At 45.5% G+C, this 15,146-nt stretch carries 12 protein-coding genes; 6 read left to right on the top strand and 6 right to left on the bottom strand.

The annotated features are described in order from the left end of the window. Positions 1-56: 56 nt before the first annotated feature. Together AC0YOD_RS24635 and AC0YOD_RS24640 are read left to right on the top strand one after the other, a co-directional pair. The gene (locus AC0YOD_RS24635) at positions 57-647 is read left to right on the top strand and encodes a TetR/AcrR family transcriptional regulator (RefSeq protein WP_475801985.1); all 591 of its coding nucleotides are present in this window, start codon (positions 57-59) and stop codon (positions 645-647) included. 24 nt (positions 648-671) lie between these two features. Next, positions 672-1,874, top strand: a complete 1,203-nt coding sequence (locus AC0YOD_RS24640) for an MFS transporter (RefSeq protein WP_475801986.1) — start codon at positions 672-674, stop codon at positions 1,872-1,874. A 532-nt stretch (positions 1,875-2,406) separates the two neighbouring features. On the opposite strand, the gene AC0YOD_RS24645 is transcribed toward AC0YOD_RS24640, so the two are convergent. Continuing rightward, entirely contained in the window at positions 2,407-3,822 is a 1,416-nt protein-coding gene (locus AC0YOD_RS24645; protein ID WP_475801987.1) for a BclA C-terminal domain-containing protein, read from the bottom strand. Between the two features lie 498 nt (positions 3,823-4,320). Here AC0YOD_RS24645 and AC0YOD_RS24650 point away from each other — a divergent pair, with 498 nt between their 5' ends. Together AC0YOD_RS24650 and AC0YOD_RS24655 are read left to right on the top strand one after the other, a co-directional pair. After that, complete coding sequence (locus AC0YOD_RS24650; RefSeq protein WP_475801988.1) at positions 4,321-4,728, top strand: BlaI/MecI/CopY family transcriptional regulator; 408 nt, start codon at positions 4,321-4,323, stop codon at positions 4,726-4,728. A 2-nt stretch (positions 4,729-4,730) separates the two neighbouring features. Next, positions 4,731-6,383: a M56 family metallopeptidase gene (locus tag AC0YOD_RS24655; protein WP_475801989.1), complete on the top strand. Its 1,653-nt coding sequence runs from the start codon at positions 4,731-4,733 to the stop codon at positions 6,381-6,383. Positions 6,384-6,559: 176 nt separating this feature from the next. Here the strand turns inward: AC0YOD_RS24655 and AC0YOD_RS24660 are convergent, their stop codons facing one another. Further along, complete coding sequence (locus tag AC0YOD_RS24660) at positions 6,560-7,459, bottom strand: LysR family transcriptional regulator (protein WP_475801990.1); 900 nt, start codon at positions 7,457-7,459, stop codon at positions 6,560-6,562. A 112-nt stretch (positions 7,460-7,571) separates the two neighbouring features. Between AC0YOD_RS24660 and AC0YOD_RS24665 the strand changes: the two genes are divergently transcribed. After that, positions 7,572-8,957: an MFS transporter gene (locus AC0YOD_RS24665; protein ID WP_475801991.1), complete on the top strand. Its 1,386-nt coding sequence runs from the start codon at positions 7,572-7,574 to the stop codon at positions 8,955-8,957. Positions 8,958-10,191: 1,234 nt separating this feature from the next. On the opposite strand, the gene AC0YOD_RS24670 is transcribed toward AC0YOD_RS24665, so the two are convergent. Together AC0YOD_RS24670 and AC0YOD_RS24675 are read right to left on the bottom strand one after the other, a co-directional pair. Further along, on the bottom strand, positions 10,192-10,884 hold the full coding sequence (locus tag AC0YOD_RS24670) for a DUF4367 domain-containing protein (RefSeq protein ID WP_475801992.1): 693 nt from the start codon (positions 10,882-10,884) through the stop codon (positions 10,192-10,194). Further along, positions 10,865-11,425 carry a sigma-70 family RNA polymerase sigma factor gene (locus AC0YOD_RS24675; RefSeq protein WP_430061645.1) on the bottom strand — a complete coding sequence of 187 codons (561 nt, stop codon included), beginning with the start codon at positions 11,423-11,425 and terminating at the stop codon, positions 10,865-10,867. Before AC0YOD_RS24675 ends, AC0YOD_RS24670 begins: the two co-directional genes overlap by 20 nt. Positions 11,426-11,703: 278 nt before the next feature. Here AC0YOD_RS24675 and AC0YOD_RS24680 point away from each other — a divergent pair, with 278 nt between their 5' ends. Then, complete coding sequence (locus AC0YOD_RS24680; RefSeq protein ID WP_475801993.1) at positions 11,704-11,979, top strand: winged helix-turn-helix transcriptional regulator; 276 nt, start codon at positions 11,704-11,706, stop codon at positions 11,977-11,979. A gap of 480 nt (positions 11,980-12,459) precedes the next feature. On the opposite strand, the gene AC0YOD_RS24685 is transcribed toward AC0YOD_RS24680, so the two are convergent. Next, on the bottom strand, positions 12,460-14,124 hold the full coding sequence (locus tag AC0YOD_RS24685) for an S-layer homology domain-containing protein (protein WP_475801994.1): 1,665 nt from the start codon (positions 14,122-14,124) through the stop codon (positions 12,460-12,462). Then, positions 14,069-15,109 (bottom strand): discoidin domain-containing protein, encoded by a 1,041-nt coding sequence (locus AC0YOD_RS24690; protein WP_475801995.1) that lies wholly within the window; start codon positions 15,107-15,109, stop codon positions 14,069-14,071. Before AC0YOD_RS24690 ends, AC0YOD_RS24685 begins: the two co-directional genes overlap by 56 nt. Positions 15,110-15,146 lie beyond the last annotated feature (37 nt).

Below are 15,146 nucleotides of genomic sequence, written 5' to 3' on the forward strand. Positions count from 1 at the left end.
TTGTATAAATAAATTAAATTTGATAAAATAACTGACGAACGTTCGTTAATGTTGAGGTGATTCTATTGAAAAGTAAAGAGATTAAAGACGCCGCTTTAAAATTTTTCACAATTCATGGTTATGAGGGAGCTTCTCTATCTCAAATTGCCGAGAATGTCGGTATGAAAAAACAGTCTCTCTATGCTCATTTCAAAGGGAAAGATGATCTATTTCTACAAGTTTTACAAGATGCCAAAGAGGCAGAAATCTCATCAAAACTAAAATATTTGAGTAAAGTGGATACCCGAAATCCCAAAGCAGATTTATTTGGATATCTGCAATTGGTCATTGATTTGTTTCAGAAGAGCGAGCAGTTGAAGTTTTGGCTGCGTATGTCTTTTTTCCCGCCACTTCATCTTGAAACAGCGATTAATGAGGAAGTAATCGATACGGAAAATAAGATTCAAAGCGTACTCGAAAGCAAATTTCAGGATTGGATCGATGCCAAAGCCATTTTGGAAGATGAAGCCTCCATTCCTACCCTTGCCTTCTTAGGTGTAGTTGATTCGATCATGTTAGAACTCGCATATGGAAATAATGAAAAACGTTTAAATGACAAATTAAATGCCTCATGGACTGTATTTTGGAGAGGTATTTCACAGCTTTGATTCTACAGAGAGAGGTATTGCTTCATGAAGAAACCATTGAAAGAACAAAAAACAGTTTTACTCATTCTATTAAGTAATATATTCATTGTTTTTCTAGGAGTCGGACTTATCATCCCTGTTACGCCATCCTTTATGAATATTATGCATTTATCAGGCCAAACGATGGGTTATCTTATTGCGGCCTTTGCGTTCGCACAATTACTCATGTCCCCCCTTGCAGGACGATGGATTGACACTTATGGCAGAAAGAAAATGATCATAATCGGCTTATTCCTCTTCAGTGTATCAGAGGTGATCTTTGGCTTAGGTACACATGTATCCGTTCTTTATTTATCTAGGATTCTAGGAGGCATTAGCGGTGCATTTATTATGCCAGCCGTAACTGCCTTTGTTGCAGATATTACCTCTGTAGAGGAAAGGCCAAAAGCGATGGGCTATATTTCTGCCGCCATTAGTATCGGTTTTATTATTGGTCCAGGTATCGGAGGTTATATTGCTGAGCTGGGTGTGCGTGCCCCATTCTACTTTGCTGCAGGCTTCGCACTAATAACATGTATTTCATCCCTATTTATTTTAAAAGAGCCGCTAAGCAAACAACAGCTTTTGGAAATCGCTCAACTCAAAAAAGGTACCAGCTTTGTAACTGATCTTAAACGATCGCTTCATCCACAATACATTATTGCCTTTATTATTGTGTTCGTACTAGCCTTTGGTTTATCAGCATATGAAACAGTATTTAGTCTGTTTTCAGATCATAAATTTGGTTTCAATCCAAAAGATATTGCAACCATTATTACAATTAGCGCAATCTTCGGGGTTGTAGTTCAGGTCTTTATGTTTGGAAAAATGGTAGATACGCTTGGTGAAAAGAAACTCATCCAGATATGCTTAATTGCTGGCGTATTTTTTGCGGTAGTATCCACCATGATCTCCAACTATTTAGCTATTTTGCTAGTAACTTGCTTCATCTTTCTCGCATTTGACTTGCTGCGGCCAGCATTAACGACCTATTTATCAAAGACTGCCGAAAAAGAACAAGGATTTATCGCTGGGATGAACTCAACCTATACAAGCTTGGGCAATATCGTCGGGCCCGCGTTAGGCGGCATATTATTTGATGTAAACATCAACTATCCGTATCTCTTTGCCGCCGTCATTATGCTTATTGGTCTTGTCATTACAATGATGTGGAAAGAAAAACAATCAGCTGGCAGCTTGGTAAAATAATATGAGCAACGATCTCAATTCTGGAGAACTTGTTCCTGCCGGTTATCTTCTTCTTAAGATCGATAATTATACTTCGCTATGTAGGCCGTAAAACATGCTCCTACATTAGATGTATTAACTTTAATGACCACTCACTTCATTACGTCCGCGCGGACTGAACCCCTGACCTCATCGCTGCCAGTGATGCGCTCTACCACGGATGGTCATTTACACAACCATAAAATAGAGTGAGAATAAAGAAATTATAGTATTTTTATTCATTGTCAGTGTAACAATGCTTAATCTGTCTACCACTGCCGCAAGGACAAGAAAATTCCTGCCTATTGATTCTTGCCATTTTTTACGAACCGTTCGACTCGTTCTAAAAATAGCTTCTCACCAAAAACTTTAAGTGCTTAAATTTCATTATTTGCCTTCACCATTCGGGACTCACACCCTATAGATATCGCCCTTGCTGAGTATAAAATAAAAAGGTCGTCATTTGTCACATAATGATGACCTTCCTGCTTCATAAAGCCAAATTGAAAGTATATTAGGAAAGCTTCATAATGGATAGTGAAGCGCCCTGACCTTGAATTACCAAGTTCACAGTTTCTGAAGCTCCATATAATTGAAGCGAAATTTTGCTTCCTGCAGTGATATACTCTATTACAGTAGCTGAATAATTTGATCGAGCATGACCTGGAGGAATGATAGAAGAGAATAGTGAAAAATCATTTATTAGTAGACTTGTTCCAATGCTCTTTGCCTCCGTCAAATTAACATGATAGGTAATGTAATAAAAGCCAGATTGTTTAACTGATATTCCGTCAGATAAATGAGAAAAAGAAGTTACATCTAATGAAGCGCTCGGCCAAGTTATTCTCGTTCCTTGTGAAGTAACAGGAACGGCTGTATTTTGCGTGACAGCATTTGCCCAAGGAATGGAGTTACTTCCTGACTCGCCTTGTGGGCCTTGAGGTCCTGCTGGACCTGTTGCGCCTGTTGCACCTGTATCTCCTTTAGGACCTGCTGTTCCCGCTGCTCCCGTATCGCCTTTAGCTCCTGCTGGTCCTTGCGGTCCTGCTGGTCCTATTGCTCCCGTATCGCCTTTCGTTCCTGTTATTCCTTGCGGTCCTGCTGGTCCTGTTGCTCCCGTATCACCTTTCGTTCCTTTTTCTCCTTGCGGTCCTGCTGGTCCTGTTGCTCCCGTATCACCTTTCGCTCCTTTTTCTCCTTGCGGTCCTGCTGGTCCTATTGCTCCCGTATCACCTTTCGTTCCTTTTTCTCCTTGCGGTCCTGCTGGTCCTGTTGCTCCAGTATCACCTTTCGCTCCTGTGTTCCCTGTTTCACCTCGCTCGCCCTGATTACCCTTTTCACCTGTTGGCTTTTCACTAGCTGACTGAGTGTTAACATTGACTTGTCCCTTAACACCATCCCAAGCTATTTCCAGTCCAAGAGAAGTGGCAAGCGCTCGAATCGGCAAGTATATACTGCCCTGGTACGATAGAGGAGAAATTTTATTACCGTTTGTATCTAACAACTGAATCTGCTTGCCATCTACAAAAATAGTAGCATTGGATACTTTTACTGAAATTGTAGACCCTGTGTTCAATCCAATATCATTATTAGGGGCGGGAGTAACTGAGCTAGAGCTAGTCGTAATGTAAACCACTTGCTCTGCTTGACTCCAGTCTACTTTTAAGCCGAGTAGTTGAGAAGTCGCACGAAGTGGCAAATATAATGAATTATTAATAGATATTGAAAGGATATCCTGTTCCGCCTCTTTACCATCTACATAAATTGGTGTATTTGTTACCTTCCCTTGCGTATTTTCTGTCGCTGCTGCAACGGGTAATGCAAACATACTAGAAGCAATCATAATAAAAACAAGCAAAGCGCTCATTTGCTTCTTAATCTTATAATACCCACCTATGAATTCATTTTTCATTTTCTTTTCAATTATCAAAACAATCTTACTCCCTCGATATACATATTATTTTAAATAGAAGAAAACGATCATCGCTAGCGTTTCTTCAAATATATTTATAGCATATCTTTCTGAAGTAATATGTAACTCAGATTACAAAACAAATGAAAGAGCAAACAATATAAGTTTAATTAAAGTACTAGAGAACTATGTTAGGGAGATCATAGCCTGCTTGTCGAGTAAGAAAGGAAAACAACTGGGAGAGATAGGGATTTGCTTCATTTTATAAAAAATCGCTCAGTCTGAAATATTGCGAATGTGCGGATACGTTGATATAGAGCGCAGCGATGCGCTCTCCCACCTAGGGGTATTACACACCCAAAAACAAGCAACTATAATTGATAATTATTATTATTTTCGTCGTTATAGGAAGTGAATGGTACGAGACGTTCGTTGACATAATAGGACTACACGTGTAGTATATGAGTTGTAGGCCTACAATTGTGATCCTTTTACATGTAACGGGAGGTTTCGAGTATGACAAAATTACCACAAATCACAGATGCAGAATGGGAAGTTATGAAAATCCTCTGGGCGAGGAAGGAATGTCCATCCAGCGAAATTGTTAAACAACTAACGGAAACAATGGACTGGAGTCCAAAGACGATTCGTACGCTGCTTAACCGCCTTGTGCAGAAAGAAGCGGTTGGAATCAACAAAGACGAATCGCGACGAGCCCAAATGTTTTATCCATTGGTTTCAGAAAATGAGTATTTGCAAAGTGAAACCAAAACTTTTCTGCAAAAGTTGTACGGTGGAGCCATTAAACCGATGCTTGCGAACTTCCTTCAGGAGAAAAAACTGACGGAACAGGAAATCAATGAACTAAAACAATTATTCGATGATAACAAAAACGATGCGAACAATTCGAAGACAGACCTATAGCCATGACATATGTGCTGATGTTTATGCAGGTTTTTTTCGACTGGGTGATTCGGGCTTCGCTGATGGCAAGTGTGCTGGTTGTTCTCATTGTCATGATCAAATGGATGCTCAGAAACAAGTTGCAGCCGAAGTGGCATTATCTCCTATGGTTGCCTATTGTCATCCGACTCGTATTACCTTGGGCACCAGAGAGCTCATACAGCGTGTACAATCTATTTCCAATTAAGCAGCAGTTGTCTAATGAATCCCTTTTAAAATCGTTCGATGATATTTCCAATTATTATGAACGAAGAAATCAGTTGAAGAATAACGTGGATTCTCCGAGCGAATGGACACTCAAGGTTTCATCCGACGTCACGGTTCATTCCGCTGCGAACGTTCCTGAGGAACAAGTCCATGCAAAGCAATCGTTTGTGGATCTATTATCCAAAATAACGCTGCGAGACATCCTATTGTTTGGTTGGTTGCTAGGGGTCATAGTCTTGAGTCTTGTAACCCTTATAGCCAATATCAACGTATATAGACGAATTAAAAAACAGCCCACTGTAACCAATCCGGCGATATTACAAGTATTCGAGCAATGCAAGCGCCAAATGTCGGTCAAACAACCGATTCTTCTGACCGTAACAGATGCAGTGCCGAGTCCTGCGGTTTATGGGTTTATGAAACCAAGGATTTTATTATCCAGTTCGTTGATTCGTTCGATGGATGCCCATCAATTCCGTTATATTTTCAATCATGAACTGGCACATATCAAGCGCAGGGACGTTGCGATGAATTGGCTCATGCATGTTCTGATTATTTTACATTGGTTTAATCCGTTAATGTGGGTTGTCTACGTACGAATGCGAGCAGATCAAGAGGTAGCCTGTGATGCATTAGCCTTGTCCTACATCCATGCTGAACACAAAGCAGCGTATGGCCAGACGATCATTAATTTATTGGAGCATTATGCAGGAGCCCGGAGATATCCAGGTTTGGTCGGATTATCGGGTAATTACAAGCATCTCAAAAGGAGAATTCTCATGATTAAACATTTTAAGAAAAATTCTATGCGCTTATCTGTATTAGGATTGGCAACGCTATTAACTGTCTGCTCATTCTCATTAGTAAATGCGCAAGGGGCACCAACCCAATTAAAAGAAACAGTGGAAGTGGTAAAGCTATCGAAGCCTGGAGGCGGCCAAATCCAAAGCCTGACAGTCAATACTGCAGAAGAAGCTACTACGGTATTGCAGAAGTATTTTAACCTGACTGGATTTTCACTTATAAAAGATGAGAGAGAAGTAGCCACTGCATCTTATGTAACCACAGACGACAGTAAACGTGTATGGGTTGGTCCTAATAATAAAATAATCGGTATTAACGATATGAAGGCATTTAAAGAATCAACAAAGAGCAATGAAATAGAAAAAGAACAATGGATTTCAATAGACCAAAGTAAAGAGAAAGCGATTCAATTGGCTCAACCATTCCTGGGCGTTAGTGTCCAAGAAGTACAAATCACAACAATAGAGCATAGCTACACCAATGACTCGCTTATTGGATTTGTAATTATTGCTACTTCCGAAGGCAAACTTACTAGCGATGGCCGGTTTCTTGTAACTTTGGACCGATCCACTGGAGCTATCATTCATATTAACCCTTTTCTGTGAATGAGCTGAACGACTGGCGGCTATCAACTGCTACCGCAGGGCCGTAGGGCAACAAATGGGTAAACGGAGAACGATAGTTAAAAAACCAGTGCAACAGTCTGAACATCAGGATGTGGCACTGGTTTTTTTCATAAGTTGATATAAAATAGTAAACCACGTCCTAAGGACGTGGTTGATTAGTTGTGATTTATGTTTAAATTGTTTGTTTTCGATCGAAAGTATTCAACAACGACTTCACGGAACTCCAGAGCAGCCTGCGATATGTACCGACCCTTGTGCCATAATAAAGCTATCTCCCTTACCAATTCGTGATTCTCTACTTGGAGATATTTGATATGCTCCCGTAAAAGCCTTGCCGTGCTTGGCATAAAGGCTATGCCAATTTCTGCTTCAACCAGAGCGCTTAGCCTTGCAGGTTCATCTCCCTCAAACACATATTTTGGTACAAATCCAGCAGATTGACAAATAGAATCCACTAGATCACGAGTACCGTAGCCTCTCTTTACACCGACAAACCATTCGTCCCTTAGTTCTAGTAAGGATACGCTGCTTCGGTCTGCCAGACGGTGCCTTTTTGGAACAGCTACTAGGATTGGGTCAACGAATACAATTTGACATTCAATATCATCCCCTTGTACCGGCGGTGAGGATAAGCAATAATCGACTTCTCCTCTATGAAGAAGCGTATCCATTTCATTCATGGTTAGCATCTGCACATGAAATTGAATATCGGGCCGTTTTTTCCGAAACTCTCGAAGGAGATTTGGTAAAGTGCTTGCGGTGGTCACTCCCAATTCGAGTGTGCCATTTTCCTGACTGGACAAATCGCTAATCTCTTGCTTCCCCTGTTCCAATTCGAACAAAGCCCTTTCCGCGCGATGAAGAAATCTGCTACCGAACTCATTCAATCGTAGCTTCCTCCCTTTTCGATCAAACAGAGGGACCCCCAGATCGTCTTCCAAGCGTTGAATCGTTTTACTTAGTGACGACTGAGTAACATGCAGACTTCGTGCAGCTTCTGTCACATGCTCCAAACGAGCTACCGCGAGAAAATATTGCAGTTGAAGAAGTTCCATTGCGCAACCTCCATTCATTCCTTTGAGTCAATGAAATCATACCATGAAATGCGTTGGAATAAATAAACGATTTCAAGTACGATGGCATTAATACACTTTGGGGGGACCAAAAATGAATGTTCGCAGCAAGTGGTTGATGATTTCCGTTGGCCTTGGGATACTCTTGAACCCATTAAATTCTTCAATGGTATCTGTTGCTATTCCAAGGCTGCAACATGTATTCCAACTTGACTTTACAGGTGTTTCCTGGATTGTTTTTTCTTTCTACATTGCAAGTAGCATCGCTCAACCAATCATGGGAAAGGCCAGCGATTTATTCGGACGTAGAAAGATATTTCTTACCGGGCTTGTTGTTGCCTTTATTGCATCATTATTAGCTCCACTATCACCAAACTTCGGGTGTCTCATCATGTTCCGCATTTTGCAAGCAATCGGAACTAGCATGATGGTTGCGGTTGGAATGGCCATTGTGCGAATTCATATTACGGAAAAACAAGCAACTGCGCTTTCTGTTTTGTCCATATTCCTATCCGGCGCGGCAGCAATTGGCCCCTTTATTGGAGGGGTCATCATTCACTGGTGGGGCTGGTCTGCTATCTTTTTCGTCAATATCCCATTCGTCGTGGTGAGCTTTCTATTATCTTGGAGGAATATTCCTAAGGACGAACCGTCAACATCCGTAACATTGGGTATGTCCTTTCGCAAATGGTTTGATTTGATTGATGTGTCAGGGATATTGTTCTTCTCAATAGGATTGATTGCCATGCTCCTTGGATTACTCTCAGTAAAATCATCTGGGCATATCTCATTAAGTAATGTTATTGCCATGCTGTTAGGTCTCATTTCGCTATTTACATTCGTACGACATGAGTTAAAAGCAACGTCACCCTTCATTCCTTTGCGCACATTCGCCAAATATCCTGCGATGACTTGGGTTAATGTCGAATTCATGCTCGTTAACGTACTTTTTTACTCACTCTTTTTCGGGCTTCCGTCTTACTTGCAAATGGTACGTCATGTCAGCGAGTTCCAAACAGGAATTCTCATGTTAAGCTTAGGCTTATTCTCGCTCGTTACTTCTCCTATAGCAGGACGATGGATTGATAAATCAGGACCAAGACCGGCATTGCTGGTGTCTGCAATCCTGATGGTGTTAGGGTCGGCGTGGCTAGTAACATTAAATCAAACTTCACCGGTTATCAGCGTGTGCTTCGCTTTGGCTGCATTCGGTATTAGCAACGGGTTGTACAGTGTAGGAATGCAAGCGGCCTTGTTCCAAAGTTCTCCTAAAGAAACAATCGGTGTAGCATCCGGACTATTTAATACATCAAGATACCTTGGTACTATTCTCTCTTCCTTGTTAATCGGTATCGTAATGGGGGATAAGTTCAACTTCGAGGGATTTCAAGTACTTGGGATTATCCTCACGGTAATTGCATTGTTCTTGGTTTTCATGAGTCGGCGACGCCGGGAGTCAGGGCAATTGCAAGAATCGTAGGTTTACCAAGTTCATATTAGAAGGAGTACCGATGTCGATAGAAATCATTTCCATAGTTACTTATCAGCCTTTTCCGGGTAAAGGCAACTTGAATGGCTATGTATTTGAGCGATACTGTCTCTTCTCATTTATGAATTACGAACCATCAATATTAGACTCTCCACATGTATAGAGGGTTGTACACAATCAACAACAAAAAAAATCGGTAATTTTGCCGTTTCGATGGTCAAGTATGGTGGACCTTAGTGAGTGCGAAACGCTGGATCTTCGCTGCCAGCGATGCTCTCTCCCTCAATTGGATATTTAACTTACACTGAGATAATTGAAAAAAGTTATATTTACTTATGTGCGCTTCATCGACCACGATTACATAGCTACATGATAAGTGGTTGCAAAAAAATCTTAATAACGAAAATTGGTCATAGTGAGTCCTAGTAGCTTCTTATAATAGTCAGACGAACAATCTGGCGGACAGAGGATCCGTTATTAATGGAAATCAGCCGTATATCTTGATCCATATGGACTGAGGTTCCGTTATTCCCCCATAAAAGCCCAGAAATAACTCGATTATTAGGTTATAACGGATTTCCTGTCCGCATAAATAATCAAATTAACAAAATCAGACAAATAGCGGAACCTCAGTCCTCATACAAAAAAATAGTGTGTGTCTAATGATCAAAATAGGCAATTGTGCTTTGCGAGGTTTCAACCGGAGATTCATACCTAGCGAAACTACCTGGCAAAAAATCACCACGGCAGGTACCTTGTCGGCTTTTACCATATTAAAAATAGAAAACTACGTCCTTAGGACGTGGTTGAATTGTTTTATTGGTGGAGCCTAGGGGGATACAGCTCGTCTATCTTACCATTATGGGATGTCCGAATCCTGATCATATGCTGACGAAGCTTATTCAACGGGGACTTTTAGCGGTAGATTCAGACGCCGTGCTCCTCCACTAGATGCATTTCCTTCGAAGCTTATTCACACATTAAGTCCGCGCGGACTGAACCCCGGGGTTCGCCCCCTTGTTGGGCTCCACCAAACAATAAAAAAAACCACTTCGGATGAAGTGGTTTGAATTTATTGTTTGGTGGAGCCTAGGGGGATCGAACCCCTGACCTCATCGCTGCCAGCGATGCGCTCTCCCGTATGGGGATATTACACTACCCCAATTTATCTAGCATTCGACGGGTGGGGCGTTCAATTCATTCACGATATACACGCATCAACTCATTAAGGTTCCACCGATTCGGCTACCTTCATCGCCTCGTCGCCCGAAATCGGACCGGACACGCCATACTGAATGCCGTCAACCACCCAGAACAGCTCCGTGAACTCGGCTTGCTCGAAAATTAAGCCGTCCGCTCCGCCCACTTTGGTCTGTGTGAACAGGTCCGTCGGGAACGCCGCCGGCATGCGGCTCGCGCTGAACGTCACCGTCTTATCACCCGAGCCGTATGTGAAGTTCAAATCTCTGAGCGGTTGGTCCTTCATTCCCACGCCGACGATCTCAGCCAGCTTGAAGCCTTCCGGGGCGACTTGAGGAACAAGCACACCGGAACCGAAAGCTGCTTTCGCTGCCTCCGCCGTTCCTAACGGAGTTGTAATCAATTGGGACAACTCCGAACCTGTGGCTCCTCCGTTTCCGGGCAGTACGATTTCCGACGAATTATGCGTTGGCGTCGGGACTGCGGCGGGCTCTTGCAGCATCGGCAATCCCGTGACTATGACGACTGCCGCGACCAGCGCTGCCGCTCCTGCAAGCCAGGCTTTCGGAAGAACGAATCGGCGGCGGCCTCTCTGCTCCGCGGCGGCTTGTTTCCTGATCTTCTGTTTAACGCTATCGCTCAATTCTATTCTAGAAAACAACATATCATCCGACTCCTTTTGCAATTGTTGACGTAAATTACGCTCCATGTCCGTCATCGGTTGTCTCCTCCTTGCGCATTTCCCGAGCCAACGCCTCGCGCGCCCGGTGCAGTCTGTTTCTCACGGTTCCCTCTGGCGACGACGTCGCTTTCGCAATTTCCCGTGTGTCCAAGTCCAGATAATAATATAAATACAAAGCCTCCTGATACGGCAGAGGCAGACGCAGCATATGCCGCAAAATCTCGCTTTTCTGCAATCTTTTAAGCGCTTCTTCTTCCACGTTGAATATCCGTCCCCGCTCCATCAGGCTGGGATCGGTCGGCTGTTCCGTAAACATCCGCACGCCCATCTTGTCCCTGCAAACGTTGATAGCGATCGTCGTCAACCAGGTTTTAACCGCGCTATCTCCACGAAACGAGTTCCAGTTGCGATAAGCGCGAAGAAATACCTCCTGACTGATATCCTCGGCAAAATGCCGATCGCCGGTATAAAAATAAGCGGTGCGCATGATCGTCGAGCCAAAGCTTTCCATCAGCTGCTCTAGAGCTTGAGTGGGATCTTTCGGGAAATTTTCCTTGTTATTCGAGCCGGCCGGCATCACTGAATCATCACCTCCACCTATTAGACGGCCTGAGCGCATTTTTCGCTGCACTGCGCTTTAAATCTGACAGTCCAATAAGGATTTCACCAATTTGAGCTTAATTCCCCATACTCCTTCTTGCTTGAATTTCAAACGATAAAAGCCACATGTACAGTATGCCTGTTGACGCGGCTTTTCGACTTCATCTATGGTTTAAAATATCCCCAATATCCGTTTATACTAACACTATTTTCTCTAGATGACCTCATCGCTGCCAGCGATGCGCTCTCCCACCGTTGTTGGTTTCACTACCAAAGACACCCGCAAAAGCATGGAACATGACCGTCTTGCTTGCTCTCCATTTCAACTACGAACACTTTCAAGATATAAGGCATGCCCTTGAGCAAGTGACGCCGCGCATGCTAGCATCTCGCTTGGGTGAGTTGCATGACTTGGGTGCAGTGAATAAACTGCTAATCGAACAACCGCGACCTTCATTTTTATATCGGCTGCACTGCCATGTAGATAAGCCAATCAATCAGTTGGCTGCCAACTTGCAATCCATTCTATGAACCTGTGGCAATCGTTATCTAACGTAAAAAACCTATCAATAGATATCCATGTCGTGCTCCACCGCTGCGCTAACTAACCCCTGGTGGAGCCTAGCAGCTACGACTTCATAGCTTGCCGCCGAGCGGATTGTCGCGGATTTCGTCGGGACGACGTTATCCAGCTATACGCCGCATGGCCCTCGGTCCGAAGGCCCCGACCTGGAGCTCGTCCGGTGGATGAGCGAAGCGCTGCGCGTTACCGTTCGTCGCGGAAGGGCGCATCGGGATGCCCGAGGAAGCGGCGTCGGCCATGCGCGCTGGGGCGTCTTACGTGGGGGTCGGAGGCGCCCATCACGCGCCCGCAGTTCATCGCGAAAGCGCGGGACGGCTTACCGGCTTCATCCGTCCATTCAGGAAGTTTTATTCTGTATCGTCGAAAAAGCACATCCCGGGCGCGTTGCCGCGCTAATCGGAATGTGCTTAAATCAATTGTTCCCGCGTCTACTCCTGCTGCTGCCCCTCGATTAATTGAAGAACGCGATACAAGAACGTCGCCGCTTCCGCTCTGCTGGTCGTACTCTTCGGCTTCATATAGCCGTTGGAGCCCGTAACCAGCCCATGCTCGAACATCGTTGCCACGCTGTCCGTAGCATATGGCGCAATCTGGCTCGCATCACGGAAGCCCTCAAGTGTTGAACCGGATGCGGACGGCTTGATTGCCCCTGTCGTTTGCAGCGCTCGGGTCAGCATAACCATAGCGTCCTGGCGGCTGATTGAGTCACGAGGAGCAAAGTTAACTTCGTTCACTCCCGAAACGATTCCCAATTGCTTGGCGATGGACACCGCATCGTAGTAATAATCATTCGGCTTCACATCGGCGAACGTCGAGGTAATCTCGGCGCGCAGGTCAAGCATGTTCACCAGCATCAGGATAAAATCAGCTCGCGTTACTTGATTTGCGGGGCTGAAAGTGCCATTTTCGATCGAGGTGCCTTTGACGATGCCCCTTTTGGCCAGCTTCTCGATCGCCTCGCGCGCCCATTCATGCTTGCCAAGGTCAGTGAATGCAGCCGGTTTCTTGCCGCCGACAGTATAGACGCCGACTTGGTCGATGGAGAATCGCAGTACGCCCTTGTCTTTGTCATAAGACGCGCCATCAATTGCCGTCGCGCTGTTGCCCGTCAGCTCAAAAGCTTGCAGATCAGCTGCTTGCTCTTCCGCTTGAAGCGAATATGGTATCGCAATGGAAATCGGTGCCTTCGCATTGTTCCAAAACAGAGCTTCACCGTCCAGTTGCAATGCAATTTCCACGATTGGCCTGTTGCCGATCCGGCCAGCCGCTTCGTTGCCGCGATACTCGCCTGCATGGTCGCTTACGATAACGAGCAGCTTTCCGGCATTTTCCTTGACTCCAGCCAGCATGTCGCCAGTCAGAGCAAGCTGGGCATACGGCGTGGAGATATGCAGAATCAGATTAGACTGGTTCGTCAGATTAGCTGCCGGAAGCTCCAAAGCATAGCTGCCAGCCGCGTTCGACGGCTTCAATTCAAGACGAATATGCTTGTTGCCGTTGCTGTCGGCTGTTGCCTTGAGAATCGCGGCATTCAGATCCGCTGCTCCGACCGAAGCCGCAGCCTGATTGCCTTTCAATGTCGGGACAAGCACGGCTTTGACTGAACCGTCCGCTTGCAACGTATACGGATCTTGCGCCGGACCGCCTCCAATGCTGCCTCCATTGCCTCCGCCAGTGGAAGGCGGCTTGCGATATTCGAAGGCGGCCTGCTCTGGAGTCGTCATGTCATCCGTTTCAAGCTCGACTGTATACAGTCCCTGCTCTTCTCCGGTCAACGTAAAGGCGATGCGGAAGCTTCCGTCATCCTCAGTGCCCGTCTGACCGGTATATTGAATGTTGCCTTTTGGGTCAAGCACTTTGACATACAAAGGTTCTTTCTTGCCGTTCATGACCAACCCGTCGATCGTGACTTTCTTCGTGGAGGCGTCCACTGCGGCTTGTATGCCGTCCAATGTCTTCAGCTCTTGCTGCTGGGCAAGATCGTACACACCGAATTCATAGAAAGAATAACCGTAGAATGTTGCCCGATTCAGTCCCTCAAACTTGATGTATCTTGCCGTCGGACGCTTTAGCCACGCCATTGTTGCCGACATTCAAGGGCTCCCACGTCTGCTTATCATCCGAGACGCTCAGACGGTATTGGTCCGCGCGCGCATATTCCCAATCGATGCGGATCGTATTGAAGGTTTGCTTGCTGTCCAGATCGATCTGGAACCAAGCGGTATCGCGCACTTCGCTCGCCCAGCGCGTGCCCGGTGCGCCATCCAGCGCTTTCGAAGGCTCCAGACCTGCGGCTTCCGTCGAGGATGCCTCTGCTTCTTTGTCTTGCGCGATGCTGCCGATCTCGTAATACACGCCTTCCTTCAGCGCCGTATAAGCGCCTTCCGTTACAAATTCAAGGCCTTTAGCCCCTTCCAGCTTCGCATTGAATGCCAGCAAATAGCCTATGGCTTGCTCAGGATCGCTCTCTTGTGTACGCTCCGTCATGATCAGGGCGTTGCGCATAGCGCGGATCGTATCGGCATTGCTAAGCTGCTTGTTGTCCGCGTATTTATCAACAAGAACCAATAGACCTTTAGCGCCCAAACGTGCTTCTATTACGAATTTAACCGTCTTGGATTTGGCGGCCGCCACCGTCAGCTCCAGCACATGCTTGCCCGGCTTGCCCGTAAGATCTACAACAGTTCCTTCCGTATAAGGCTTGCCGTCATACTTGGCCGTTACTTTAACGATCCCGCTGCCGTCATCTCCCGGAATAGTCCAAGTGAAAGCAGCCTCTGTCGTATCAGGCACAATCGTATGCTCCGAGATCGGCTCCCCGTTCATGAGCGCTACAACATCAGGCGGAGCGGCGTCTTGCTTCTGATAAGTGCCTTTCACGAATTGATATAGCCAATCGTAGAGGACGCGAGTAGCAGGGTCCGCGCTTTTCGCCGCGTTGTAAACGGCATCTAATGGCTGACGAAGCCAACTCGACGAGGACTTTAGCGGTAGATTCAGACGCCGTGCTCCTCCGCATTCGCTCCGTCCGCGCGGACTGAACCCCGGGGTTCGCCCCCTATGGGCTCCACCAAACACAAAAAAACACGCCTAAATCGGCGTGTTGACGTTTGTG

The organism is Paenibacillus sp. J31P13, assembly GCF_056269295.1.